We start from the raw sequence: 21489 nt of genomic DNA on the forward strand, positions 1-21489 counted from the left end.
CGCAGTGCGCGGGTGACAACGTTCGGCGGTCGCGAATCGGGTTCTGCTCATTGTGTGGTGGCACAATCAGGACTGTGGATCCCAGGTTCGCGGCGCTGAGCGCCCGGCTGCTGGGCCGGGTGGACGAGCTGGCCGTGGAGCTGGCCCGCCGGGTGCGTGCGGCCGAGGCGGAGCTGGCCGTGGTGCCGCCGGACGACATCACGGCCGTCTGCGCCGAGCAGCTCACGCTCTCGCTCGGCCACCTGTCCGGCCGGGCGGAGATCTCGACCGCCTCCACCGCGGCCAACGCCAGGCGGCGGGCCGAGAGGGGCGTGCCGTTGGCCGCGCTGCTGCACAGCTACCGGGTCGGCCTGCAGTTCATGTGGGAGAGCTTCGTCGCCGAGGCCGGCAGCGACGAGCACCCGATCCTCATCGACAGCGCCACCGAGATGTGGCTGGGCCTCGACCTGATGTCGGAGGCCATCCGCGGCGCCTACCGCGAGGTCGAGGCCGAGCGCGGGCGCGATCGGGAGCTGGCGTTCGACGCGCTGCTGGGCACCGACCCGGTCCGGATCCGGCAGAGCGCCGACGCCCTCGGCCTGCCGCACCGGGGACGGTTCCACGTGATCGCCGCCGGGCCCGACGCCGAACTGCCGCCGGGCGCCGTCTGGCGGCACCTGCCCACGCAGCGGCTGGCCGTACTGTCGCTGCCCGGGAACGCGGCGTTTCCCGGGCTGCGCGGCGGGCGCTACGGCGTCAGCCCCGCCTACGAGCAGATCTCGCAGACGGCCGCGGCGCTCCGGCTGGCCAGGCTGGCGCTGGCGGCGGCGCCGGAGGGCGAGGGCGTCTCCCACTACGGGGAGCGGCCGGTCGCGACCTTGATCGCCAGCAGTCTGGAAACCGCCGACGACCTGGCCCTGAGGGTGCTGGGCAGGTTGCTGGAGCTGCCCGCCGGCGACCGGGACGCGTTGCTGGCCACCGCGCACGCCTGGTTCGCGGCGGGCGGCTCGACGGCCAGGACCGCCGAGGCGCTGTTCTGTCACCGCAACACGGTGCGCTACCGGCTGGGCAGGGTGAAGGAGCTCACGGGCCGCTCGGTCGATCATCCGCGTGAGGCGGCCGAGCTCTTCCTGGCGCTGGAGACCCACTACTTCCGCAGGTAGGCGGCGAAGACCTCGGCGACCTCGGCGGGCGTGTGGGCCAGCGCGGCCTCGTCGGGGTGGGCGGCGGTCACGCGGGGGATGTGGACGAGGATGTCGAAGGCGGCCAGCGGCTCGACCTCGGTGTACCCGGCGCCGATCCGGTGCTGGGTGGCTGCCTGGACGGCCTTGGCGTCGGCCGCGGACAGGCGGCGCAGGTCGATCGCGAAGGGGCCGTCGTGCGTGGCGGCCATGAGGCCGTCGAGGCTGCCGGGGTCGGGCGCCTCGAGGTCGGTGAACAGTTCGCCGGTGTAGAAGCCGGGGCTGTTGTTGAGCGTCTGGCCGGGGCCCGAGGTGGTGGCGATGACCACGTAGTCGTCACGCAGGCGCTCGGCCAGGTGCATGCCCATCGGGGTCGAGACCGGCAGGCCGGGCATGATGATGGGGGTGCGCTGCACGTGCATGTTGTGTGCCCCGATCACCAGGCGCTGCTCGCGGCGCAGGATCCACTCGATCGTGTCGGCGATCCCGGCGTCGCGGATGCTGAGGTGCTGCGTGCCGCCGCCGGCCATCTCGCGGATCGTCGCGTCCAGGGTGACGGTCAGGCCGAGGGTGTGCAGGGTGCGGGAGTAGGCGTCGGCGCCGGTCCGCTCGATGTAGTCGAGGCGGCGGGCGCGCAGCCGGGCGGTGAGGTCGGCCAGCCCCGCGGTCAGCGCGTCCTTCTGCGCGGGCTCGAGCCCGGTGTAGGCGGCCAGGGCCTGCGGGGCGGAGAACGGCGAGGCCGCCCCGAACGAGGCGGCCGCACGCAGGCCGGGTGCGACGGTGTAGTCGGGGTCGGCCTCGGCCAGGTAGGCGGTCACGGCGTCGAGGCCGGGCATCAGGGAGCAGTTGGACCCGGGCAGGTCGATGCCGTAGAAGCGGGTGCCGTTGGCGCGCATCCAGTCGAGCTGGTCACGCATCTCCGTCCACACGCCCATGAGCGAGGTGATGCCCTGTGCGGCGGGGCCGTCGCCGCCGGCCAGCCGGTCGTGGGTCGTCCAGCCCTCCGGGAAGCCCGACTCCATGGCGTAGGCGTCGATGCCCAGGTGGCGCAGGAGGTTGAGCCGCAGCTCGTAGAACTCGTGGTTGAAGTGCGAGCTCTCTCCGATCGCGACCACCCGGGCATCGCCGACCGCGTCGCCGAGCCAGCCGAGGTCGTCGAGGGGCAGGACGGCGTCGCTATTCAGTCTCATATCTGGGAACAGTACCAGATGTGGAAACGGTTAGTGGATCCTGGCCTTCCTGATGTCGGCGGGCAGCACCGGCTTGCCGTCCACCGGCGGCGTCGGGCCGCCGGGCGTGGGCTGGATGCCGCCGGCCGCGATCCGGTCCAGCGCCTCCAGGCCGCCGGCGTCGACGGTGCCGAAGACCGTGTAGTTGGGCAGCAGCCCGGAGTCGCCGATGACCAGGAAGAACTGGCTGCCGTTGGTGCTGGGCCCGGCGTTGGCCATGGCCAGCAGGCCGCGGCCGTACGTCTTGCGCGCGCCCGTCGGATCGCCCGGCCACGGCGGCAGGTCGGTGGGCAGTTCGTCCTTGTACTTGTAGCCGGGCCCGCCCTCGCCGGTGAAGCTCGGGTCGCCGCACTGCAGCACCTTCAGCCGGTCGTAGGCGGTCAGCCGGTGGCAGGAGGTCCGGTCGTAGAAGCGGTGCCGGACGAGGTGGACGAAGCTCTGCACGGTGCAGGGCGCCTTGACCGGGTCGAGGGTGAGGCGGATGTCGCCGTGGTTGGTCTTCAGCAGCGCCGAGACCGGCCGGGTGGGGGTGCGGCGCGGGTCCGGCGGCAGGTGGACCTTGCGGGCGGGCGGTTCGTCGGGCGTCTCGGTATAGGCGCAGGGGCCCTTGGTAGTGCGTGGCGGCCGGTTCTCGGCCGCGGCCGCCGGGGTGACGGCGAGCGCGAGCAGGGAACCCGTCGCCGCTGCGGTTAAGGCGAGTCGGATCAGCGACATCTGTCCTCCACAGGGGTTGTCAACGGATCAACATTAGGCCGGTCACGGCTTCTAGGGTTTGCAGAAAAAAGGAGAAATCACATGTCTTACACCCGTGACCCGCGCGTCGACGCCTACATCGACGCCCTGCCCGCGTGGCAGCAGGCCATCTGCCAGGAGGTACGGGATCTGGTCCACGAGGCCGATCCCGAACTGGCCGAGACGATCAAGCGGACGGTCCAGCCGTACTTCGTGCTCCAGGGCAATGTGTGCGCGCTGCTGGCGGCGAAGAACCACGTCAACGTCTTCCTGTACGACGGCGCGATCGTGCCCGACCCGGAGGGCATCATCACCGGCGGCCACGACAACAAGACGGCCAGGATGATCTCCGTCCGGCAGGGCGAGGAGATCAACAAGCCCGCGTTGCTGACGATGTTCCGGCAGATCATCGCCAACAACCGGGCGGGAGGGTGGCGGAAGATCAAAGCCCGGGGGTGACGGCGCGTCGGGCCGCCCGTAGCCGGGACGGGGGTTAGCCTGCCGAACGATGAAGCGCGCCGCCGCCTGGCTGTATCCGGACGCGGGCGGGGAGCCCGGGGTGCTGCCCGCGGCGCTGGTCGTGCTCACCGTGGTCAGCGGGATCGTGGACGCGGTCAGTTTCCTGGCCCTGGGCAACGTGTTCGTGGCCAACATGACGGGCAACGTGGTCTTCGTCGGGTTCGCCGTGGCGGGCGCGCAGCGGCTGAGCCTGTGGGCCTCCGCGGCGGCCATCGTCTCGTTCGCGCTCGGCGCCTGGCTGACCGGGCGGGTGCGGGTGCCGTTCGCGGCGGTGACGGGGGCGCACGCGGCGATGGTGGTCCCGGCCGTCGTGCTGCTGGCGGCTTACGGGCCGTCCGTCGTGGTGATCATGGTGCTGGCGTTCGGGATGGGGATGCAGAACGCCTCGGTACGGCGGGCCGGCGTCCCCGACATGACCACGACCGTGCTGACCACCGCGCTGACCGGCCTGGCCGCCGACTCTCCCGGCACCGCCAACCGGCGGCGCGTCGTCTCGATCGCCGCCCTGTTCACCGGAGCTCTGGCAGGCGGCGCGCTGTATCTGGGCAGCGGCCCCGTCGCCGCCCTGTCGGCGGCCGCCGTCCTCCTGGTCACGGTCACGGTGGTGCTGGTCAGGGAGGGCTAGAGCACCTCGGCGACCCCGCCGAGGAGGCCGGGTTTGCCGAAGTCCGGCTTGACCTCGTCCCACTCGGGCCGCCAGGCGTCCACGGGCACGATGCCGGGCGCCATCAGTTTCAGGCCGTCGAAATAGGTGACCAGAACGTCGGGAGTGCGCGGGACGACGGACCCGGCCGAGGCCCGGCTGTAGACCTCCTGACCGGCACGGATGGTCTCGTCGCTCAGGTCGCCGGCGTACCCGTGGGAGACGGCCAGATAGCTGCCGGGCGCCAGCGCCGAGCGGAGCGTGGTGACGATCTTCAGGGCCTCGGCGTCGTCGGGCACGAAGTGAAGGATGGCGAACAGCAGGATCGCCACCGGCCGGCCGAAGTCGAGATGCTTCCTGATCTCGGGATGGTCGATGATCGAACTGGGCCGGAGCAGGTCGGCGTCGACCACGATGGTCTGCGCGTTGTCGGCCAGCAGGGCTCGGGCGTGCGTGAGCACGATGGGGTCGTTGTCCACGTAGGCGATGCGGCACTCGGGTGCGCGGGTGAGGGCGACCTCGTGCACGTTCTGCTGGGTCGGCAGGCCGGTGCCGATGTCCACGAACTGCCTGACGCCGTTCTCGACCAGGCTGCGGACCACCCGGATGAGGAAGTCGCGGTTGTCGCGGGCGATCTGCTTGACCTCGGGGACCAGCCGCCAGATCTTCTCGGCGGCTTCACGGTCGGAGGCGAAGTTGTCCTTGCCGCCGAGATAGTAGTCGTACATCCGCGCCACGCTGGGCGTGGACGGATCGATGCCGATCGGGACGCGCTCGCCATCCGACATGGTTAAAGCTTAGGTCAAGTGCGGTCACATTTTCTCGACCGTCTTCGTCATAGTGCACATGACGAAGAATCTGCGTGATGTGGTCAAGGGCCGCGTTCTGCTGCCCGGTGACGAGGAGTTCGAGCAGGCCCGCAAGCCCTGGAACGTGGCGGTGGACCAGCCGGTGGCCGCCGTCGTGGAGGCGGCCGACGCCGGTGACGTCGAGGCTCTGGTACGGCAGGCCAAGAAGGACGGCCTGACGATCGCCGCCCAGCCCAGCGGCCACGGCGCCACGGGCGACACCGGCGGGGCGATCCTGCTGCGCACGGCGGCGCTGGACGCGGTGGAGATCCGCCCGGAGGAGCGCCTGGCCCGGGTGGGCGCCGGCGCCCGCTGGGGGCAGGTGCAGGCGGCGGCCGGCGAGCACGGGCTGACCGGGCTGGCGGGCAGCATGCCGCTGGTCAGCGTGACCGGCTACACGTTGGGCGGCGGCCTGAGCTGGTTCAGCCGGAAGTACGGCTACGCCGCCGAGCGGGTGCGCGCCTTCGACGTGGTGGACGCCGACGGCGTCGCCAGGCGGGTCAGCGCGGACTCCGACCCCGATCTGTTCTTCGCGCTGCGTGGCGGCGGCGGCGACTTCGCGCTGGTCACGGCGGTGGAGTTCGAGCTGTTCCCCGAGCCGCTGCTGTACGGCGGCACGATCACCTGGCCCGGCCACCTGGCGCCCGAGGTGTTCGCCGCCTTCCGGGAGATCACCTCCGCGGCGCCGCGGGAGTTGTCCCTGTGGGCGGCGCGGGTGCAGTTCCCCGGGGCGCCGCCGATGGTCGGGATCAGCGCCGCCTACCTCGGCTCCGCCGACGAGGGCAGGGACCTGCTCGCCGGGCTGGACGCGATCGGCGGGGCGCTGTCGGACAGCCGGGGCGCGCTGGCCACCGCCGACCTGGGCGTGATCACCAACGAGCCGACCGACCCGTCGCCGGGCGCCTCCAGGGGCGAACTGCTGAGCGAGCTGGATGACAAGGCGACGGAGATCCTGCTGGCCGAGCCGATCGACCCGCTGATCGCGGTCCAGGTCAGGCACCTGGGTGGGGCGCTGGCCGACCCGGCCACGGCCGCCAGTGGCACCGTGGCCGAGCCGTACCTGGTCTACATGCTCGGCCTGGCGATCACCCCGGAGATGGCCCAGGGGGCGCGGGACAAGCAGGCTCGGCTGGCGCAGGCGCTGGGCGGGTACGTGTCCGGGCGCAAGCCGTACACGTTCTTGTCGGCGTCGGACACGGCGGCCGCGGCGTTCCCCGCGCAGACGCTGGACAGGCTGCGGGAGATCAAGCGCGCCCGCGACCCGCAGGGTGTCTTCCGGGCCAACTTCCCGGTGCTCGGCTGACCTCATGCCTTGCGCAGGCCGGCGTACTGCAGCGCGGTGAATCCGGCCACGGCGGCGGCCTGGGCGAGGACCAGGCCGTCGCCGAGGGCGCTCAGCGGGAACCAGCCGGCGATGACGGCCTCGACGCTGGCGATCACCCACAGGACGTTGACCGCCATGAAGACGCCGGTGGCGGCCTTGCTGATCACCGGCCGGGCGGCCAGGGCCAGCAGGGCGGCGCCGAAGGCGGCCAGGAAGGCGCCGACGGGGTAGAGCAGCGCGGCCGGCAGGCCGAACATCCCGCCGAAGACGGCGGCGGCGCCCAGGTAGAGCAGGCCGTTGGCGGCGGTGGCGGCCCCGTCGAGGCGCAGCGCGAAGCGCAGCAGCTTGGCGTCGGCGCGGGTGGCGGTGGCGGTGGCGGTGGCGGTGACCATCTCGAGCTCCTTCTGGGTCGTTCTTCCTTCTGGTGAAGAAGTTACGGACCCGGCCGAAGCGCCGAATCTGTCATCGTGACGGTAGGGACGGTAGGGACGGTAGGCCGTGGACGCAGGGCTCCGGCCAGCACGCCCATGAGGATCACGATCAGCGTAATCAGCACGAACGCCGCCGGGTACGACAGCGCGCCGGCCGCGCCGCCGATGATGGCGGGGGCGATCAGGCTGGACAGGTACGTGATCGTGGTGACCCCCGCGACGCCCTCCCCGGGCGAGCTCCCGGTACGGCCGGCCGCCGCGTAGGCCAGCGGCGCGCTGACCGCGATCCCGATCCCGATCAGCGCGAACCCGGCGGCGCACACCCAGGTCGTCCGCCCGGCGACCACCAGGACCCCGCCCACGGCCGCGACCACGCCACCGGCCCGGACGGTCGCGACGGCGCCGAGCCGGCCCACGATCCGGTCGCCGAGCAGCCGGGTCCCGGCCATGAACAGCATGAAGACCGTGTAGGTGGCCGCGGCGGCGGCCGGACCGGCGGCGGCGACCTGGGTGACGTACACGGCGGCCCAGTTGGCGGAGGCGCCTTCGGCGAAGGTGCCGCAGAAGCCGACCAGGCCGACGGCGGCGATGGCCCGCGTGGGCAGTGCGAACCGGCGGGGCGCGGGCTGGCCGGTGACGGGCTCGTCGGCCAGCAGCCCGCGCCCGGCGACGAGGCTGAGCCCGAGCAGGAGCAGGGCGATGAGGCCGAGGTGCAGGCGGGCGTCGACGCCGAAGTGGGCGGCCAGGATGCCGATGCCGCCGGCGGCGAGGCTGCCGACGCTCCACAGGCCGTGCAGCCCGGCGATGATGGAGCGGCCGAGTTTGCGTTCGAGCACCACGGCGTGCGCGTTCATGACCACGTCGCTGGTGCCGGCGGCCGCGCCGAGCAGCAGGAACGCCGGGAACAGCCAGCCGGGTCCGGGCATCAGGACGGGCACGCACACGAGCAGGCACCACAGGGCGATGAGCACGCGGGTGGCGCGTCGCCCGCCGACGCGGTAGGCGAGCCTGCCGGCCATCGGCATGCCGATGAAGGCGCCGATGGGCTGGCACAGCAGCACGAGCCCGAGGGTGCCGGGGCTGAGCGCGAAGTGGTCCTGGAGCCAGGGGATCCGGGTGCTCAGGCTGCCCGCGACGGCTCCGTGGATGGCGAAGACGAGCGCGATGGCGCGGTGGTTGGTCACAGCCAGAAATTAACAGTAAGGCTTCCTGATGAAAAGCCTTCCTGACTACTATGGGTGCCGTGAAGACCGCGACCCCGGCCATGGCACGTGCCATCAACGATCGGCTCGCCCTCGACCTGCTGCTGGCCCGCGGCCCGCTGACCGCGCCGCAACTGCGCGAGCTCACCGGGCTGTCCCGGCCCACGGTCTCCGACCTGATCGAACGGCTGCGCTCGGCCGGGCTGATCGAGGTCACCGGGGAGTCGGGCGAGGACCGGCGCGGGCCGAACGCCCGCCTCTACGGCCTGGTGGCCGGCCGTGCCCACGTGGCCGGGGTGGACATCCGCTGGTCGGGGCTGAGCGTGACCGTGGCCGACCTGACCGGGCGGGAGGTCGGCTCCGCCGTACACGAGCCCTCCGACGACCTGCACACGGCCATCGCCGAGACGGTGGCGCGGGCGGCGGGCGGGCGGCCGCTTCAGGCGGTGGTGCTCGGCTCGCCCGGCCTGGTGCATCCGGAGACCGGCGCGCTGACCAGCGACAGCCGCGTACGCGGATGGCGGCCCGGCCTGCCGGCCGAGCTGCGGCGCACTCTCGGCGTTCAGGTCGTCCTGGAGAACGAGGTCAACCTGGCCGCCATCGCCGAGCACCGGGCAGGGGCGGCGGCGGGCAGCGCGGACTTCGTGCTGCTCTGGCTGGACGACGGGGTCGGCGGTGCGGTGGTGCTCGGCGGGAGGCTGCGGCGGGGGGCCTCCGGGGGCGCGGGCGAGGTCGGCACGCTCGACCTCGGGCTCAAGGAGGCGACGTTCTGCGCGGCGCTGGAGGCGAAGCTCACCCCGGCGGAGCTGGCCGCGCGCATCGCCAAGGGCGTCTTCACGATCGTGGCGGTGCTCGATCCCGGCCTGGTGGTGCTCGGCGGGCGCACCGGCAGGGAGGGCGGCGACGCGCTGGCGGCCCTGGTCGAGGAGGAGGTCGCCCGGCGCTCGCCGGCGCCCACCCGGGTGCGGGCCAGCACGGTCGAGGGCAACGCGGTCCTTCAGGGCGCCGTGCTCACCGCGCTCGACCTGGCCCGCGACGCGGTCTTCGGCTAGCCGAAGCCCAGTTTCTCCCCCAGCTCGGACAGGCACTCCTCGAAGACCGGCGCCATGTCGGTGTAGGCGAAGTCGAGCTGGTGCAGCACCTCCATGCACAGCAGGCCGTACAGGCGGATCCAGCAGGACAGGAAGACGTGCACCGCCGCGGGCGGCAGCACGCCGCCGATGGCCGCGGAATAGGTCTCCAGCTGCTCCTGCAGGGAGGGGTCCAGCGTGTCCAGGTCGGGCACGGGGAACGGCTTGGCCTGCCACAACGCCACCACCAGGTCGGTGAAGACCTGCTCGAAGGCGCGTCCGGCCTCGTGGCGGGGCGAGCCGGGGCGCGGGTCGGGCGTGCTGGCGAAGATCCAGCCGAACTCGGCCGGATGCGCCACGCACCACGCGCGCATGGCCCGGCACGTCTCCAGGAGCCTGACCTCCAGTGACGCCTCCGGCCGCCGGTCGCGGGCGCTCTCCATGGCCTCGGCCAGCTCGCGGAAGAAGCCCGCGGTCACCGCGCCGACCAGCTCCTCGTGGCCGGCGTAGTAGTGGTACAGCGCGGGGCCGCTCATGCCCACCTCGCGGGCCACGGCGTTGATCGTGACCGCGCTCGTTCCCTTCTCCACCAGCAGCCGGCGGGCCGCCGCGTGGATCTCGTTCAGCGTGCTCTGCCGGAGTCTGTCGCGCCTTGTGCTTGCCACGTTGACATCCTAGAGCATCTATGTTTGCTTAATAGCTCTAAGCTGACTTAGGAGCATTAAATGAAAGCGATCATCGTGGGCGGCGGCATCGGCGGGCTGGCCGCCGCCGCAGGTCTGCACCGGAAGGGCTGGCAGGTCGCGGTTCTGGAGCGGGCCGCGGCGTTCACCGAGGTGGGCGCGGGGCTGTCCCTGCAACCCAACGCCGTGCACGCGCTGACGGCGCTCGGCATCCGCCTCACTGAGGGGCTCACCGACCCGCCGCAGGGCATCCGCACATCAGGCGGCAACTGGCTGATCCGCAACGACGGCGCCCTGCTGAGCAGGCGTTACGGCCGCTGGGCCATGGTGCACCGCGCTACCATGATCGACCTGCTCCGCGCGGAACTGCCGTCGTCGTCGCTGCGGCCGGGCGTCGCCGTGCGGGCGGTGCACCCGGACGGCCGCGTCGAGCACGACGGCGGCGTCCTCACGGCCGACCTGGTCGTGGGAGCCGACGGGGTCCGCAGCGTGACCAGGGCATCGATCTTCCCGGAGGCCGCCCCGCCCCGCTACGCCGGATACGCCACCTGGCGCATGATCGCACCGCCGCAGCCGGTGGACGGCAGCGTCGAGACCTGGGGCGGCGGCGCCCGGTTCGGCTACGCGCCGCTGCCCGACGGCCGCGTGTACTGCTACGCCATGATCAAAGCCGCCGAGGGTTCCGGCGGCGACCTCGGCTACCTGCGGCGGATCTACGCCTCCTGGCACGAGCCGATCCCGTCGCTGCTGGCCTCGGTAGACCCTGCTGGCGTGCTCTACCACGACACCTACGAACTGCCCGACCTGCCGTCCTACGTCGCGGGCAAGGTGGCGCTGCTGGGCGACGCGGCCCATGCCATGACGCCCAACCTGGGCCAGGGCGCCTGCCAGGCCCTGGAGGACGCCGTCGTCCTGGCCGGTAGCGCGGACCTCGCGGCCTACGACCGCCTCCGCCGCCCCCGGACCCAGGACGTCGTGCGCCGCTCCCGCCAGATCGGCGACCTGGCCCACATGTCCTCCGCGCCGCTGACCGCCGCCCGCAACCTGGGCCTGCGCCTGCTGCCCACCTTCACCGTCGCCCGCCAGATGGACCCGGTCCTGCGCTGGGCGCCCTAGCAGGGGATTACGGCCTGACCCATAGCGGATCAGCAGGGGATCCGAACCCGCCTGGAGCAAGGTGAAACCGGTTCGACCGGGGTGGTGTTCAACCACCGCTTCCGCCCCTTGCCCCAGGAGACGCCGTGGTCATCGCCAGTCCCGCCGTGCGTGGTACCAGCCCCGTGCGCTGGCTGCCCCTGCCCGTCGTGCTGGTCGCGGTTTTCGTGACCACGCTCGACTTCTTCATCGCCAACGTGGCCATTCCGGCCATCCGCGCCGACCTGGCCGCGGGCCCGGCCGCCACCCAGCTCGTGTTCGGCGGGTACGGCCTGGCCTACGCCGCCGGGCTGATCGTCTCGGGCCGGCTCGGCGACCTCTACGGGCCGCGCCGGGTCTTCCTGATCGGGCTCGCCCTGTTCACGCTGGCCTCGCTGGCCGCGGGGACCGCGCCGGGCATCCTCGCGCTCATCGTGGCCAGGGTCGTGCAGGGCAGCGCCGCCGCGCTCCTGGCGCCGCAGGTCCTCACGCTGATCGGCGCGCTCTACCCGGGCGCCCACCGGGCGCGGGCTTTCGGCTGGTACGGCACCGCCACCGGGCTGGCCGGGGTCAGCGGGCAGGTGGTGGGCGGGCTGCTGATGGCCGCCGACCTCGGCGGGCTCGGCTGGCGGGCGGTGTTCCTCATCAACCTGCCCATCGGCGCCGTCGCCCTGGTGATGGCCCGGTCGGTCCTGCCGGAGATCCCGCGCGACCGCCACGGGCGCACACTCGATCTGCCCGGGGCGGTGCTGGTGGCGGCCGGGCTGGTGGCGATCGTGCTGCCGCTGGTGCAGGGACCCGAGCTGGGCTGGCCGGCGTGGACCTGGCTGCTGCTCGGGCTGGCCGTGCCGCTGCTGGCCGCGTTCGTGGCCAGGCAGCGCGCGCTGGCGCAGCCGTTGCTGGATCTGCGGGTGTTCGGGGAGCCGGGGTTCGCGCTGGGGCTGGTGGCGGTGGCGCTGCTGTTCGGCGGGTCGGCCGGGTTGTCGTTCGTGCTCGCGATCCACCTCCAGGACGGGCTGGGGCTCGGGCCGCTGGCCGCCGGGATGGTGTTCACCGCGCTCAACGCCGGGTTCTTCGTGGCCTCCCTGCGCAGGGGACGGCCGGTGGCCGGGGCGCTGGCCGTCGTGGCCGGGCTGGCCGCGCTGCACCAGGTGCTGCCGACCGGCTCGCCGTACCTGGTGGCGGGGGCGCTCGGCCTGGCCGGGGCCGGAATGGGGATGCTGATGGCGCCGCTGATCTCCACGGTCCTGGCCGGGGTGCCGCGCGAGCGCTCGGGGGCGGCGGCCGGGGTCCTGGGCACCGTCCAGGAGACCGGCGGTGTCCTCGGCGGGACCCTCACCGGCACGGTCTTCCTGGCCGCAGCCGGCCACGGGACCCCCGACTGGACGTCCGGCGCCCGGACGGCGCTGCTCGTGCTCGTCGTCTTCGCCGTCGTCGTCAGCGTCGTCGTGGTCCGCCTGAAAGCCGTTTCTTCAACTGCCGTTGAAGTTAAGTGACGGCCGGTGTACTTTCTTCAACAGCGATGAAGAAAGGTGTCGACCATGCACGTTCTGATCATCGGAGCAGGGCTCGGCGGACTCTGCCTGGCCCAGGGGCTGCGCAAGGCCGGGATCAAGGCCACGGTCTTCGAACGCGACCCCACTCCCCAGCACCGCGGCCAGGGCCACCGGGTCCACATCGACGACCGCGGCGAGCGCGCCCTGCGCTCCTGCCTGCCCGACGAGCTGTTCAACCTGTACCGGGCGACCCGCGGCCAGCCGGAGACCATGAAGCTCTTCTCCGCCGCGGGTGAGCACCTCACCGAGCTGCCCCCGCCCACGACGCCCGACGGCGGCACGATGATCCGCGACGGCTGGAGCGTCAGCCGCTTCACGCTCCGCGAGATCATGCTGCGGGGCGGCGACATCCGGTTCGGGCGCCGGTTCACGCACTACGCCGAGGAGGGCGGCCAGGTCGTCGCCCACTTCGCCGACGGGACCACCGCCACCGGCGACCTCCTGGTCGGGGCCGACGGGATCGGCTCCGCCGTACGCAAGCAGAAGCTCCCGCACGCGCAGGTGATCGACACCGGGGTGCGCTGGATCGCCGGGAAGACGCCCGTCACCCCGGAGCTCAAGGCCACGCTGCCCCCGAGCCTGGTGTCGGGCATCGCCGGGGTGACCGGCATGGACCCCGCGATGATCATCGGCTACATGCTCTTCGACCGGCAGCCGGTCAGCCTCGGACTCAAGGAGCCCGGCGACTACCTGCTGTGGGCCATCCTCACCTCGAAGGAGCGGGTGGACGACGCCGCCCACTTCCTGCCCGGCCACCGGTTGCACGCCATCGCCCTCGACCTGGCGCGGACCGTCCATCCCGACCTGCGCGCCGCCATCGAGCGGGCCTGGCCCGAGCAGTGCTTCCACCTGACCATGGGCACCGCGGTACCCGTCGAAGCCTGGGAGACCACCCGGGTCACCCTGCTGGGCGACGCCATCCACGCCATGCCTCCGGCCCGCGGCTCCGGCGCGAACACCGCGCTGGCCGACGCCGCGGCCCTCGCCGCAGCCGTCGCCGACGGCACGCCCCTCGCGGAGTACGAGGACGACATGCGGCAGCGCGGGTTCGCGATGGTGCGTGCTTCGGCGGAGGCCATGGAACAGGCCAAGGCATACATCCCGGGTTGAGCGATGATGGGCTCTCCACACAGCGAAGCTGAAGGAGGCCCGATGATCGCGGTGCTCGGGGAATGCGTCGCGGACGCCTTCGTCGCGGATGAGGCCGGGGAGCCCCGCGAGGGGCTCACGCTGCGCGTCCTGCCCGGCGGCGGCCCGGCCAACACGGCCGTCGCGCTGGCCAGGCTCGGGACCCGCGCCCGTTTCCTCGGCCGCGTCTCCGACGACGTGTTCGGGCGGCTGTTCCGCCGGCGGCTCGAGGCGGCAGGGGTGGACCTGGCGGCCGTGGTGGCGGCGCCGCAGCGGAGCACGCTGGGCGTCCTCGCGCTCGACGAGGACGGCCGGGCCACCTTCTCCTTCCACGACGAAGGGGCCGCCGACTGGCAGTGGACCGGCGCCGAGCTCACCCCCGACCGGCTCGGCAACGCGGCCTGCCTGCACACGGGGTCGATGGCGCTGGTCAGAGAGCCGGGCGCGGCCGAGGTGGCCCGCTTCGCCGCCGCCTGCGCACCCCGGGCGACGATCTCGATCGACCCCAACGTACGGCCCGGCCTGGCCACCCGGCAGGCGTACCTCGACCGGCTGCCCGCATCCGCCGACATCCTCAAGCTCAGCGACGACGACCTGGACTTCCTGCTGCCCGGCACCCCGCCGGAGGCCGCCTGCGACCACTGGCACGGGCAAGGGGTCCGGCTGGTGGTGGTGACCCGCGGCGCGGCAGGCGCCCTGGTCTCGCTCGCCGGCGAGCGGAGCGAGGTGCCCGGGCTGCGCGTCGAGGTGGCGGACACGGTCGGCGCCGGCGACGCCTTCACCGCCGGGCTCCTGCACCACCTGGATGCCGCGGGCCACCTCGGCGGCCGCCTCGACCGCCTGGACATGGAGACGGCCCGGGCCGCCGCCGTGTTCGCCAACCGCGTGGCGGCGCTCACGTGCACGGTCCCGGGCGCCGACCCGCCCGCGTTGGAGGCGGTCAGCCGCTGACCGCCTCCGACGCGATCAGCCCGCCAGCACCTCGGCCAGCGCCGCCGCTGTCTCCGGGTGCGCCGCCAGCAGCGCGCCCACCTCGGAACCTCCGGTCACCGGCGCGCACCCCAGCAACTCCCCGACCGCGGCGCCCGTCGACGGATGGACGGCCAGCAGCTCCCCGACCGGCCCGGCGGACGACGCGGCGGCCCGCTTCCTCCGCCCGGGCTTGGCCAGCCAGGGCGGCGTGAAGGAGTCCACCTCCGGCAGCCGCGCGGGGAAGGTGCGCTCGGCCTCCCTCACCAGCATCGGCACGAGTTCCGGCGCCTGCGCGCGCAGGGTGGAGATGAGCCTGGGCAGCCACGGCAGCAGGATCTCGTCCGGCAGCTGCCCGAACGCCCTCGAGAGCACCTCGACCACGAACGGCGTCAGCCCGGCCGCCGAGTCCAGCGCCTGCACGAACCCGCTGACGTACTGCGGCACCGCCGGCACCACCAGCGGGTTGTCCAGGAGATCGCCGACCAGCTCGCGCAGCCCGGCCATGGTCAGCAGCCCGAGCTGGTAGCGAGCCGTCCACAGCAGCGCCACCTTGGCCGGCGCCTCCGGATGCGACTGCTGCACGGCCAGCTCCAGCTGGGCCCGGTCGCAGCCCAGCGACAACGCCAGGCCCTCCATCGTGAACAGGAACCCGAGCATCGCGCCGACCTGGCGCACCCCGGTCTCCTCCTCGACGAAGGCGGTCGGCAGCAGGGTGCAGTAGTGGGCGTAGCCGGTGGTCACGAACGACTTGGCCCACTCCGGCAGCTCCGGCTCCGTGGCCCGGTAGTGGGCCAGCAGCCGCCGGATCCGCCGCAGCACCTCGGGCGCGTCGTCCACGGTCCGCTCGCCGGCCAGCAGCTCGACGGCCCTGGCCCCGAGCTCGTCGGTGAGCCGCCGGCTGCCGAGGTAGAGGATGGAGTCCTCCACCGCGTCCAGCGCGACCGAGGCGGTGGCCTTGGCGTCCCAGACCGCCCGCCGTAGCCGCTGCTCCAGGACCTGCTCGATGGTGACGCCCTCGTAGCCCAGCTCGATGATCGAGCGCTGGTTGCGCCCGATCGCCAGGTCCCAGCTCTCCTGGTGGCTGCGCTCGCCCAGCCGCCGCGAGCCCATGATGGGCCGCACGGCGTCGTCGGGCAGCAACCGGCGCAGGATCCACAGCAGGTGGGAGCAGGGCTCGAGTTCCGGGTTGGCGTCCAGGTCGATCAGCGCCCGCTGGATCGTCCGCTTCTCCAGGTCCAGGCCGAGTGGCTGGAGCCGGTCCAGCACGTCGCGGGCCAGCGGCGGCAGCGAGTCGTAGCCGACCTGGCCTACCTTGTCGCCGCCGAGCAGGATCTCCACGAGCCGCTTCACGTCCCGCCGCCCCGGCACGACGTCCTTCTCGATGCAGGTGATCGCCGCGTCCTGGAAGTCGTACGGCGTCGGCCGCTTCCTGTTCCGCATGCCCGCCAGCAGGATCGACGTCTCGTAGATCGCGATCGCGTCGGCGGTGCTGGACAGGTAGCCGTTGCGCCGGGCCAGCCGGACGATGTCCACGCACCAGCCGAGCAGCTCGGCCTCGTCGAAGCCGTCGAGCTGGGGCGGCTGGGTGAGGAAGGCGTGCAGCCCCTGGGTCGCGGCCGGGGCGGGGGCCTTGCCCTTGCGCTTGCCGCCGAGCTGGAAGGAGGTCAGCCCGTGGCGCTTGAGCGCCTTGTCCCAGGTGGCCGCGGCGATCGACACCGATCCCGGCGCGAGGCCGAACTGCTGCTCGATCGCCGAGTGGCTGGCGGGGATGAGCCCGTACAGCCAGGTGGTCGCGGTCCGCGGGCTGATGTCGAGGTGCTCGTCCATGACCGGGCTGGCCGCGTGGAAGGCGCCGCACACGTACAGGCAGTCGGCCGGGTCGGCGCCGGTCGCGGCCAGGTGCTCGCGCATCCTGGTCCACATGTAGCGCTCGCGGTCCTCGTCCACCTCGTTGCCGGTCGGCTTGAGGCGGCGGAAGAGGCTGCCGATGAGCACCATGACCTGCCGGTAGGTCTCGTAGTCCGCGCCGGACAGCGGCTGCTCGACGTACTGGTCCCACCACTCCGACCAGTGCCGCACCTTGCCGTGGTGGAGCAGGTGCTCCTCCAGGGCGGCGAAGCTCGGCCGCAGGTCGCCGATCTCGATGCCGACGTCGGCCGCCTCGGTGCGCGGCTCCCACTGGAAGACGTGGTCCACCGACCGGTCCACCAGGACGATCTCCACGCCCGGGGTGTCCAGGGCGTAGGCGATGGCCTGGTACTCCGCCGACGACTCGGTGATCGGCGCGATCACGCTCAGCGGCGCCCACTCGCGCGGGAAGCCGTCGAGCTCGGTGGCGAAAGCCTGCAGCGAGACGGGCAGCTTGCAGTTGCGCAGCTCGTCCAGGACGGGCCGCAGATCCTCGCAGAGCTCCAGGTAGATGACCTTGGGCTGCTTCTCCCGCAGCCGCCTGACCATCGCCAGCCCGGAGGCGGGCGAGTGGTGGCAGACCGGGAAGATCTCCACGTCGGTCTTCATGGCCATCTCGACGTCGTCGATCAGGCCGGCGCCGAACGCCGCCGCGGCGCTCGCGAGCTGTTCGCGCAGGGGGTCGAAGGGGTTCATGACAGGGTGGAGATCGCCTCGCGGCCGCCGTCGAGGAATTCCTTCCACGGCCCGTCCTCGTCCTTCTTGCTGCGCGGCTCGACGACGCCGTGCAGGTACTTGTTGAGGATCGCCAGGTCCTCCGGGCTGCGCCGGGCCAGCGAGCCGACCAGGGAGGAGGCCAGCGTGGCCGCCCGCAGCGTGCTGTCGCCGAAGAACTGGCTGTGCAGGATCGCGTCCTCCAGCACGCCGATCTGCTCGGCGGTCGACAGGGCCGACTCCAGCTTCTCGTCGTCGCTGGTCGCCGAGGAGGCCGCGGCGCGCAGGTCGGCGAAGCTCTGCAGCAGGATGTCCAGCAGCGTCGGCGGCAGCTCCAGCTCGATCTGGTGGCGGCGCAGCAGCTCGGCGGTGCGGAAGCGGACGATCTCCGCCTCGCTCTTCTTGTTGGTCACCACCGGGATGCGCACGAAGTTGAAGCGCCGCTTCAGCGCCGAGGACAGGTCGTTGACGCCCCGGTCACGGCTGTTGGCGGTGGCGATGATGGAGAAGCCGGGCTGGGCGAAGACGATGTTGTCGTCGTCGGCCAGCTCCGGGATCGAGACGTACTTCTCCGACAGGATCGAGATCAGCGCGTCCTGGACGTCGCTGGTCGAGCGGGTCAGCTCCTCGAAGCGGCCGATCACGCCCTGTTCCATCGCGGTCATGATGGGCGAGGGGATCATCGACTCCTTGGACTGCCCCTTGGCGATGACCATGGAGACGTTCCAGGAGTACTTGATGTGGTCTTCTGTGGTGCCGGCCGTACCTTGGACGACCAGCGTGGAGTTGCGCGAGATCGCCGCGGCCAGCAGCTCGGCCAGCCAGCTCTTGCCCGTGCCGGGGTCGCCGATCAGCAGCAGGCCGCGGTCGGAGGCCAGCGTGACGATGCTGCGCTCGACGAAGCTGCGGTCGCCGAACCACTTCTGCGGGATCTCGCGGTCGAGGCCGTCGGCGGGCTCGGAGCCGAGGACGAAGATGCGGACCATGCGCGGGCTGAGCCGCCAGGAGAACGGCTTGGGCGCTTTGTCGACCGACTCGAGGTAGTCGAGCTCGTCGGCGTACTTGATCTCTGCGGGTGCACGCAGCAACGGGGGCTCCTAGGTGTTCAGGAAAGTCTTGAGCTCGTTGACGAGCTTGTTGATGTGTCCGGAGATGACGGGGGTGCCGAGCGCCTTGAACTTCTGGCGGAACCAGGGGTCGACGCTCTGCTGGCCGGAGCTGTTGACCGAGCCGACCGGGATGAACTTCACGCCCGAGCGGTAGACGGACTCGATGCCGTCGTACAGCGGCTGGGAGCGGTCGAACTCGTAGAAGTCCGAGATCCACACCATCACGGTGTTGCGCGGATCGGTGATCTTCGGCCGGGCCATGGCCATCGCCACGGGGCCGTCGTTGCCCCCGCCGAGCTTGGTGCGCAGCAGCACCTCGAACGGGTCGCTGATCCACGGCGTGAGGTCGATGGCCCGGGTGTCGTAGGCGATCAGGTGCACGTCCACCCGGGGCAGCCCGGCGAAGATCGAGGCCAGGATCGTGCAGTTGACCATGGAGTCCACCATCGAGCCCGACTGGTCGACGACGACGATCATCCTGGCCGGGGTGGTGCGCTTGGCGGTCTGCTTGTAGAAGAGCTTGTCCACGTAGAGCCGCTCGTCCTCGGGGCTCCAGTTGGTGAGGTTCTTCCAGATGGTCCGCTCGAGGTCGAGGTTGCGGTAGATCCGCTTGGGCGGCACCGACCGGTCGATCGTGCCGGCGCTGCTCTTCTCCACCTGGGTGCGCAGCACCTGGGCGACCTCGTCGATGTAGCGGCGGATGAGCGACTTGGCGTTGGCCAGCGCCACCCCCGACAGGTTCGACTTGTCGCGCAGGAGCTGCTCGATCAGCGACATGCTGGGCGTGAGCTTCTTGGCGAGGTTCGGGTCGGCCAGCACCTCGCGCAGGTGCATCCGCTTGACCAGATCGCCTTCGAGCTGGGCCAGGTCGCCGGCGGCGCCCTCGCCGAGCCCCTGCTGCAGCCAGCCGGCGTCCTGCTTCCAGTTCGCGAGCTGCGTGGCGGTGACGGTGCCGTTGCCCGTGGCGAAGACGTTGAGCAGCAGCTTCGACACCAGGGCCGCGTTGGTGACCTCGTCGCCGTCCAGGTTGCGGAGCTTGTCGGCCAGCTCCGGGTGCCGCTGCACGAGGTTGTCGACGGACACGCCCGGGTCGAGCAGCGCGGGCGGCAGTCCGAGGTCTTCGACGATGGCCACGCTCGCCGTCTCCAGCGAACGCTGCTCCTCGGAGTCGAAGATGCGCCCGAGCAGGCGCCAATAGAGAATCTGACGTCGGGTTTCGCTCATTTTCTCAGCAGCCGTCCCGCCCGCTCCTTGAGCACCGAGACGGGGTCACCGGCCTTGGCGCCGCTCTTGAGCACCTTCTGGTCGGTCGGCCCCTGGGCCCAGTCGCCGTTGTGCGCGGCCACCAGCTCCTTCTTCACCTTCGCTTGTACGGCCAGCGGCTGCAGCCGCCACCGCCCGCCGTCCCAGCGCAGCAGCCCGATGCAGGCGGCCGACGTCTTGAGCAGCTGGGGCGTCAGCGGCCCGGACTGCGGCAGCCGGTCGAGGTCGAAGGGCAGCTCGGCCGCGCCGAAGCGCATGACGGCGCCGTCGGTGGTGTAGCCCTCGACCAGCACCGGCTCGGCGATGCGCACCGGGTGGCGCTCCAGCGGCGGCACCGCGGGCGCGCTCGCCCCGCCGAGCTGGACCCGGGCGGCGGCGAACGGGTCGGCGTACTCGCCCGCGTTCGCCTTGGCGTCGTTCCACAGCAGGTCGCCGCTGGGCAGCAGCGTCATGCCGGAGATCTCCAGGCTGAGGTGCTTGGCCAGCGCGCCGACCAGGATCGGGTGGTCCTGGAAGAGCTGCCAGACGAACGGCCCGGCGATCGTGTCCACCTTGGCCGCGGTCACGCTCGTGCGCACCAGCGTGCCCTGCGGCTCCAGGATCGCGTGCAGCTGGATCTGCACCGCCGTACCGTGCTCGTGGATGTCGACCCCGAGCGGCAGCAGGCGGCCGGAGACCTCCTCGCCGCCGGCCTGGGCGCCGGTCTGGGTGAGCAGGAGGGCGCGGGCCCACATGTCGGCCCAGCGGCGGGCGGGCAGGTGTTCCATGGCGCCGACCGGGGAGGAGGCGCGCAGCTCGGCGGCCAGGCCGTCGAGCAGGACGGCGGGCCGGCGCAGGCGCGGCTCGGCCAGCATGCCCTGGATGGCCTGGTCGGCCGAGGAGGCGAGTTCGTGGTCGACGCCGCGCCAGCCGGTGATGGCCAGCTCGGCCAGCCAGGAGCGCGCGGCGGCGGCCAGGGGTTCGGCCCGGCGGGGCTGCGTGCCCGTCCAGGGCGCGCGGGTGCGCCCGAGGGCGGTGTCGAGCCGGGCGAGCAGGGCGTCGTGGACCGCGCCGAGCAGCGTGGTGCGCGCCCCGGCCAGTGCCGTCACGTGCTCCTCGCCGATCGAGCCCGCGGTGATCTTGTCGGCCGCCTCGGCGGCCAGAGGACCGAGCGGGGTGGCGGCGACGGCGGCGGCCAGGTCGGTCAGCGTCTCCGCGCGCTCCTCGCCCAGCCGGGCGAAGCCGTTGGCCAGCGCGTCGTCGAAGCCGGTCACCAGGTCGAGAGCCTGGGCGAAGCCGGGCGGCGGCGCCTCGTTCAGCGCCGCGAGCTGGGTCTCGAACATCAGCTCACCGCCCCGAGCGACGGGAACCAGTGCATCTCGGCGATCGGCTCGCCGGTGCCGGGCAGTTCGAGGTAGGCCAGGTGCCGCAGGAAGCGGCTGAAGACCACGGCGGCGGGCAGCGACTCGTGCCCGCCGCTCAGGTTGCGCATGAGGTCCCAGGAGCTCTCACCTTCGACGCGCAGGTAGCGCGTGACGTGGTCCAGGCCGTACTGCAGGATGGCCTCGTCGGCCAGCGACTGCAGGTGCTTGCACGGGGCGCCGCGCAGCCCGCCGCAGGGGCGGTTGTTGTTGGTGCTGCAGTTGTAGGTGTGGGTCCCGGCGGTGATCGAGGAGACGTACACCCGCTCGATGTCGGAACCGCTGGACACCACGCCCTGCAGCCGCCCCTCCGCCATCTCGACGAAGGGGACTTTCGCCAGCTTGCGCGGCTGGACGGGGGAGAGCACCCGGACCGCGCTGAGCTGCTCCCACGCGGGTCGGTCCGCGTTCAAATGACGACCTCCATGATGGGTTTCGGTCGATCGGTGACCCGGAACTTACCT

Annotated in this window: 20 protein-coding genes; 9 read left to right on the forward strand and 11 right to left on the reverse strand. The window is 72.3% G+C overall.

Going from position 1 to position 21489, the window contains the following annotated elements; all coding sequences use genetic code 11:
- Positions 1-74 precede the first annotated feature (74 nt).
- Positions 75-1142, forward strand: coding sequence for a PucR family transcriptional regulator (locus tag FVE25_RS55845; protein ID WP_157253999.1), 1068 nt, complete (start codon positions 75-77; stop codon positions 1140-1142).
- On the opposite strand, the gene FVE25_RS46865 is transcribed toward FVE25_RS55845, so the two are convergent.
- Both FVE25_RS46865 and FVE25_RS46870 read right to left on the reverse strand, forming a co-directional pair.
- On the reverse strand, positions 1127-2350 hold the full coding sequence (locus FVE25_RS46865) for an erythromycin esterase family protein (protein WP_157254000.1): 1224 nt from the start codon (positions 2348-2350) through the stop codon (positions 1127-1129). The genes FVE25_RS55845 and FVE25_RS46865 overlap by 16 nt on opposite strands.
- A gap of 30 nt (positions 2351-2380) precedes the next feature.
- Positions 2381-3103 carry a peptidylprolyl isomerase gene (locus FVE25_RS46870; protein WP_157254001.1) on the reverse strand — a complete coding sequence of 241 codons (723 nt, stop codon included), beginning with the start codon at positions 3101-3103 and terminating at the stop codon, positions 2381-2383.
- An 81-nt stretch (positions 3104-3184) separates the two neighbouring features.
- On the opposite strand from FVE25_RS46870, the gene FVE25_RS46875 reads away from it, so the two are divergent.
- Together FVE25_RS46875 and FVE25_RS46880 are read left to right on the forward strand one after the other, a co-directional pair.
- Positions 3185-3580 carry a DUF1801 domain-containing protein gene (locus tag FVE25_RS46875; protein ID WP_157254002.1) on the forward strand — a complete coding sequence of 132 codons (396 nt, stop codon included), beginning with the start codon at positions 3185-3187 and terminating at the stop codon, positions 3578-3580.
- A 49-nt stretch (positions 3581-3629) separates the two neighbouring features.
- A complete protein-coding gene (locus FVE25_RS46880) occupies positions 3630-4265 on the forward strand; it encodes a YoaK family protein (RefSeq protein ID WP_157254003.1) in 636 nt (211 codons plus the stop codon).
- On the opposite strand, the gene FVE25_RS46885 is transcribed toward FVE25_RS46880, so the two are convergent.
- Entirely contained in the window at positions 4262-5071 is an 810-nt protein-coding gene (locus tag FVE25_RS46885; protein ID WP_157254004.1) for an SAM-dependent methyltransferase, read from the reverse strand. The two genes, FVE25_RS46880 and FVE25_RS46885, sit on opposite strands and share 4 nt — an antisense overlap.
- A 58-nt stretch (positions 5072-5129) precedes the next feature.
- On the opposite strand from FVE25_RS46885, the gene FVE25_RS46890 reads away from it, so the two are divergent.
- Entirely contained in the window at positions 5130-6434 is a 1305-nt protein-coding gene (locus FVE25_RS46890) for an FAD-binding oxidoreductase (protein WP_157254005.1), read from the forward strand.
- Between the two features lie 2 nt (positions 6435-6436).
- On the opposite strand, the gene FVE25_RS46895 is transcribed toward FVE25_RS46890, so the two are convergent.
- Both FVE25_RS46895 and FVE25_RS46900 read right to left on the reverse strand, forming a co-directional pair.
- On the reverse strand, positions 6437-6847 hold the full coding sequence (locus FVE25_RS46895) for a hypothetical protein (RefSeq protein WP_157254006.1): 411 nt from the start codon (positions 6845-6847) through the stop codon (positions 6437-6439).
- Positions 6848-6888: 41 nt separating this feature from the next.
- On the reverse strand, positions 6889-8070 hold the full coding sequence (locus FVE25_RS46900) for an MFS transporter (RefSeq protein WP_157254007.1): 1182 nt from the start codon (positions 8068-8070) through the stop codon (positions 6889-6891).
- A 59-nt stretch (positions 8071-8129) separates the two neighbouring features.
- Between FVE25_RS46900 and FVE25_RS46905 the strand changes: the two genes are divergently transcribed.
- The gene (locus tag FVE25_RS46905; RefSeq protein WP_219825963.1) at positions 8130-9140 is read left to right on the forward strand and encodes an ROK family transcriptional regulator; all 1011 of its coding nucleotides are present in this window, start codon (positions 8130-8132) and stop codon (positions 9138-9140) included.
- Here FVE25_RS46905 and FVE25_RS46910 read toward each other — a convergent pair.
- The gene (locus FVE25_RS46910) at positions 9137-9823 is read right to left on the reverse strand and encodes a TetR/AcrR family transcriptional regulator (protein ID WP_157254009.1); all 687 of its coding nucleotides are present in this window, start codon (positions 9821-9823) and stop codon (positions 9137-9139) included. The two genes, FVE25_RS46905 and FVE25_RS46910, sit on opposite strands and share 4 nt — an antisense overlap.
- A gap of 60 nt (positions 9824-9883) precedes the next feature.
- Between FVE25_RS46910 and FVE25_RS46915 the strand changes: the two genes are divergently transcribed.
- From FVE25_RS46915 to FVE25_RS46930, 4 genes are all read left to right on the forward strand, one after another.
- On the forward strand, positions 9884-10957 hold the full coding sequence (locus tag FVE25_RS46915; protein ID WP_157254010.1) for an FAD-dependent monooxygenase: 1074 nt from the start codon (positions 9884-9886) through the stop codon (positions 10955-10957).
- Positions 10958-11082: 125 nt separating this feature from the next.
- Positions 11083-12471 (forward strand): MFS transporter, encoded by a 1389-nt coding sequence (locus FVE25_RS46920; RefSeq protein WP_157254011.1) that lies wholly within the window; start codon positions 11083-11085, stop codon positions 12469-12471.
- Between the two features lie 45 nt (positions 12472-12516).
- Positions 12517-13641 (forward strand): FAD-dependent oxidoreductase, encoded by a 1125-nt coding sequence (locus FVE25_RS46925; RefSeq protein ID WP_157254012.1) that lies wholly within the window; start codon positions 12517-12519, stop codon positions 13639-13641.
- Positions 13642-13683: 42 nt separating this feature from the next.
- Positions 13684-14610 carry a carbohydrate kinase family protein gene (locus tag FVE25_RS46930; RefSeq protein ID WP_157254013.1) on the forward strand — a complete coding sequence of 309 codons (927 nt, stop codon included), beginning with the start codon at positions 13684-13686 and terminating at the stop codon, positions 14608-14610.
- 15 nt (positions 14611-14625) lie between these two features.
- On the opposite strand, the gene FVE25_RS46935 is transcribed toward FVE25_RS46930, so the two are convergent.
- The 5 genes from FVE25_RS46935 to FVE25_RS46955 are packed head-to-tail and all read right to left on the reverse strand — an operon-like array spanning position 14626 to position 21438.
- A complete protein-coding gene (locus FVE25_RS46935) occupies positions 14626-17235 on the reverse strand; it encodes a DUF5682 family protein (RefSeq protein WP_157254014.1) in 2610 nt (869 codons plus the stop codon).
- On the reverse strand, positions 17232-18341 hold the full coding sequence (locus tag FVE25_RS46940) for an ATP-binding protein (RefSeq protein WP_157254015.1): 1110 nt from the start codon (positions 18339-18341) through the stop codon (positions 17232-17234). Before FVE25_RS46940 ends, FVE25_RS46935 begins: the two co-directional genes overlap by 4 nt.
- Positions 18342-18350: 9 nt before the next feature.
- The gene (locus FVE25_RS46945) at positions 18351-19586 is read right to left on the reverse strand and encodes a VWA domain-containing protein (RefSeq protein WP_157254016.1); all 1236 of its coding nucleotides are present in this window, start codon (positions 19584-19586) and stop codon (positions 18351-18353) included.
- Positions 19583-20947 carry a serine/threonine-protein kinase gene (locus FVE25_RS46950; RefSeq protein WP_157254017.1) on the reverse strand — a complete coding sequence of 455 codons (1365 nt, stop codon included), beginning with the start codon at positions 20945-20947 and terminating at the stop codon, positions 19583-19585. The genes FVE25_RS46945 and FVE25_RS46950 overlap by 4 nt, the downstream gene beginning before the upstream one ends.
- Complete coding sequence (locus FVE25_RS46955; protein ID WP_157254018.1) at positions 20947-21438, reverse strand: hypothetical protein; 492 nt, start codon at positions 21436-21438, stop codon at positions 20947-20949. Before FVE25_RS46955 ends, FVE25_RS46950 begins: the two co-directional genes overlap by 1 nt.
- Positions 21439-21489 lie beyond the last annotated feature (51 nt).

The sequence above is a fragment of the Nonomuraea typhae genome (genome assembly GCF_009760925.1).
Taxonomy (GTDB): Bacteria; Actinomycetota; Actinomycetes; order Streptosporangiales; family Streptosporangiaceae; genus Nonomuraea; species Nonomuraea typhae.

Bases quoted from the DNA above. Each gene is read 5' to 3' on its own strand.
- FVE25_RS46865 (WP_157254000.1), bottom strand. From the start codon at position 2,350: ATGAGACTGAATAGCGACGCCGTCCTGCCCCTCGACGACCTCGGCTGG.
- FVE25_RS46870 (WP_157254001.1), bottom strand. From the start codon at position 3,103: ATGTCGCTGATCCGACTCGCCTTAACCGCAGCGGCGACGGGTTCCCTG.
- FVE25_RS46875 (WP_157254002.1), top strand. From the start codon at position 3,185: ATGTCTTACACCCGTGACCCGCGCGTCGACGCCTACATCGACGCCCTG.
- FVE25_RS46880 (WP_157254003.1), top strand. From the start codon at position 3,630: ATGAAGCGCGCCGCCGCCTGGCTGTATCCGGACGCGGGCGGGGAGCCC.
- FVE25_RS46885 (WP_157254004.1), bottom strand. From the start codon at position 5,071: ATGTCGGATGGCGAGCGCGTCCCGATCGGCATCGATCCGTCCACGCCC.
- FVE25_RS46890 (WP_157254005.1), top strand. From the start codon at position 5,130: ATGACGAAGAATCTGCGTGATGTGGTCAAGGGCCGCGTTCTGCTGCCC.
- FVE25_RS46895 (WP_157254006.1), bottom strand. From the start codon at position 6,847: ATGGTCACCGCCACCGCCACCGCCACCGCCACCCGCGCCGACGCCAAG.
- FVE25_RS46915 (WP_157254010.1), top strand. From the start codon at position 9,884: ATGAAAGCGATCATCGTGGGCGGCGGCATCGGCGGGCTGGCCGCCGCC.
- FVE25_RS46925 (WP_157254012.1), top strand. From the start codon at position 12,517: ATGCACGTTCTGATCATCGGAGCAGGGCTCGGCGGACTCTGCCTGGCC.
- FVE25_RS46930 (WP_157254013.1), top strand. From the start codon at position 13,684: ATGATCGCGGTGCTCGGGGAATGCGTCGCGGACGCCTTCGTCGCGGAT.
- FVE25_RS46935 (WP_157254014.1), bottom strand. From the start codon at position 17,235: ATGAACCCCTTCGACCCCCTGCGCGAACAGCTCGCGAGCGCCGCGGCG.
- FVE25_RS46945 (WP_157254016.1), bottom strand. From the start codon at position 19,586: ATGAGCGAAACCCGACGTCAGATTCTCTATTGGCGCCTGCTCGGGCGC.
- FVE25_RS46950 (WP_157254017.1), bottom strand. From the start codon at position 20,947: ATGTTCGAGACCCAGCTCGCGGCGCTGAACGAGGCGCCGCCGCCCGGC.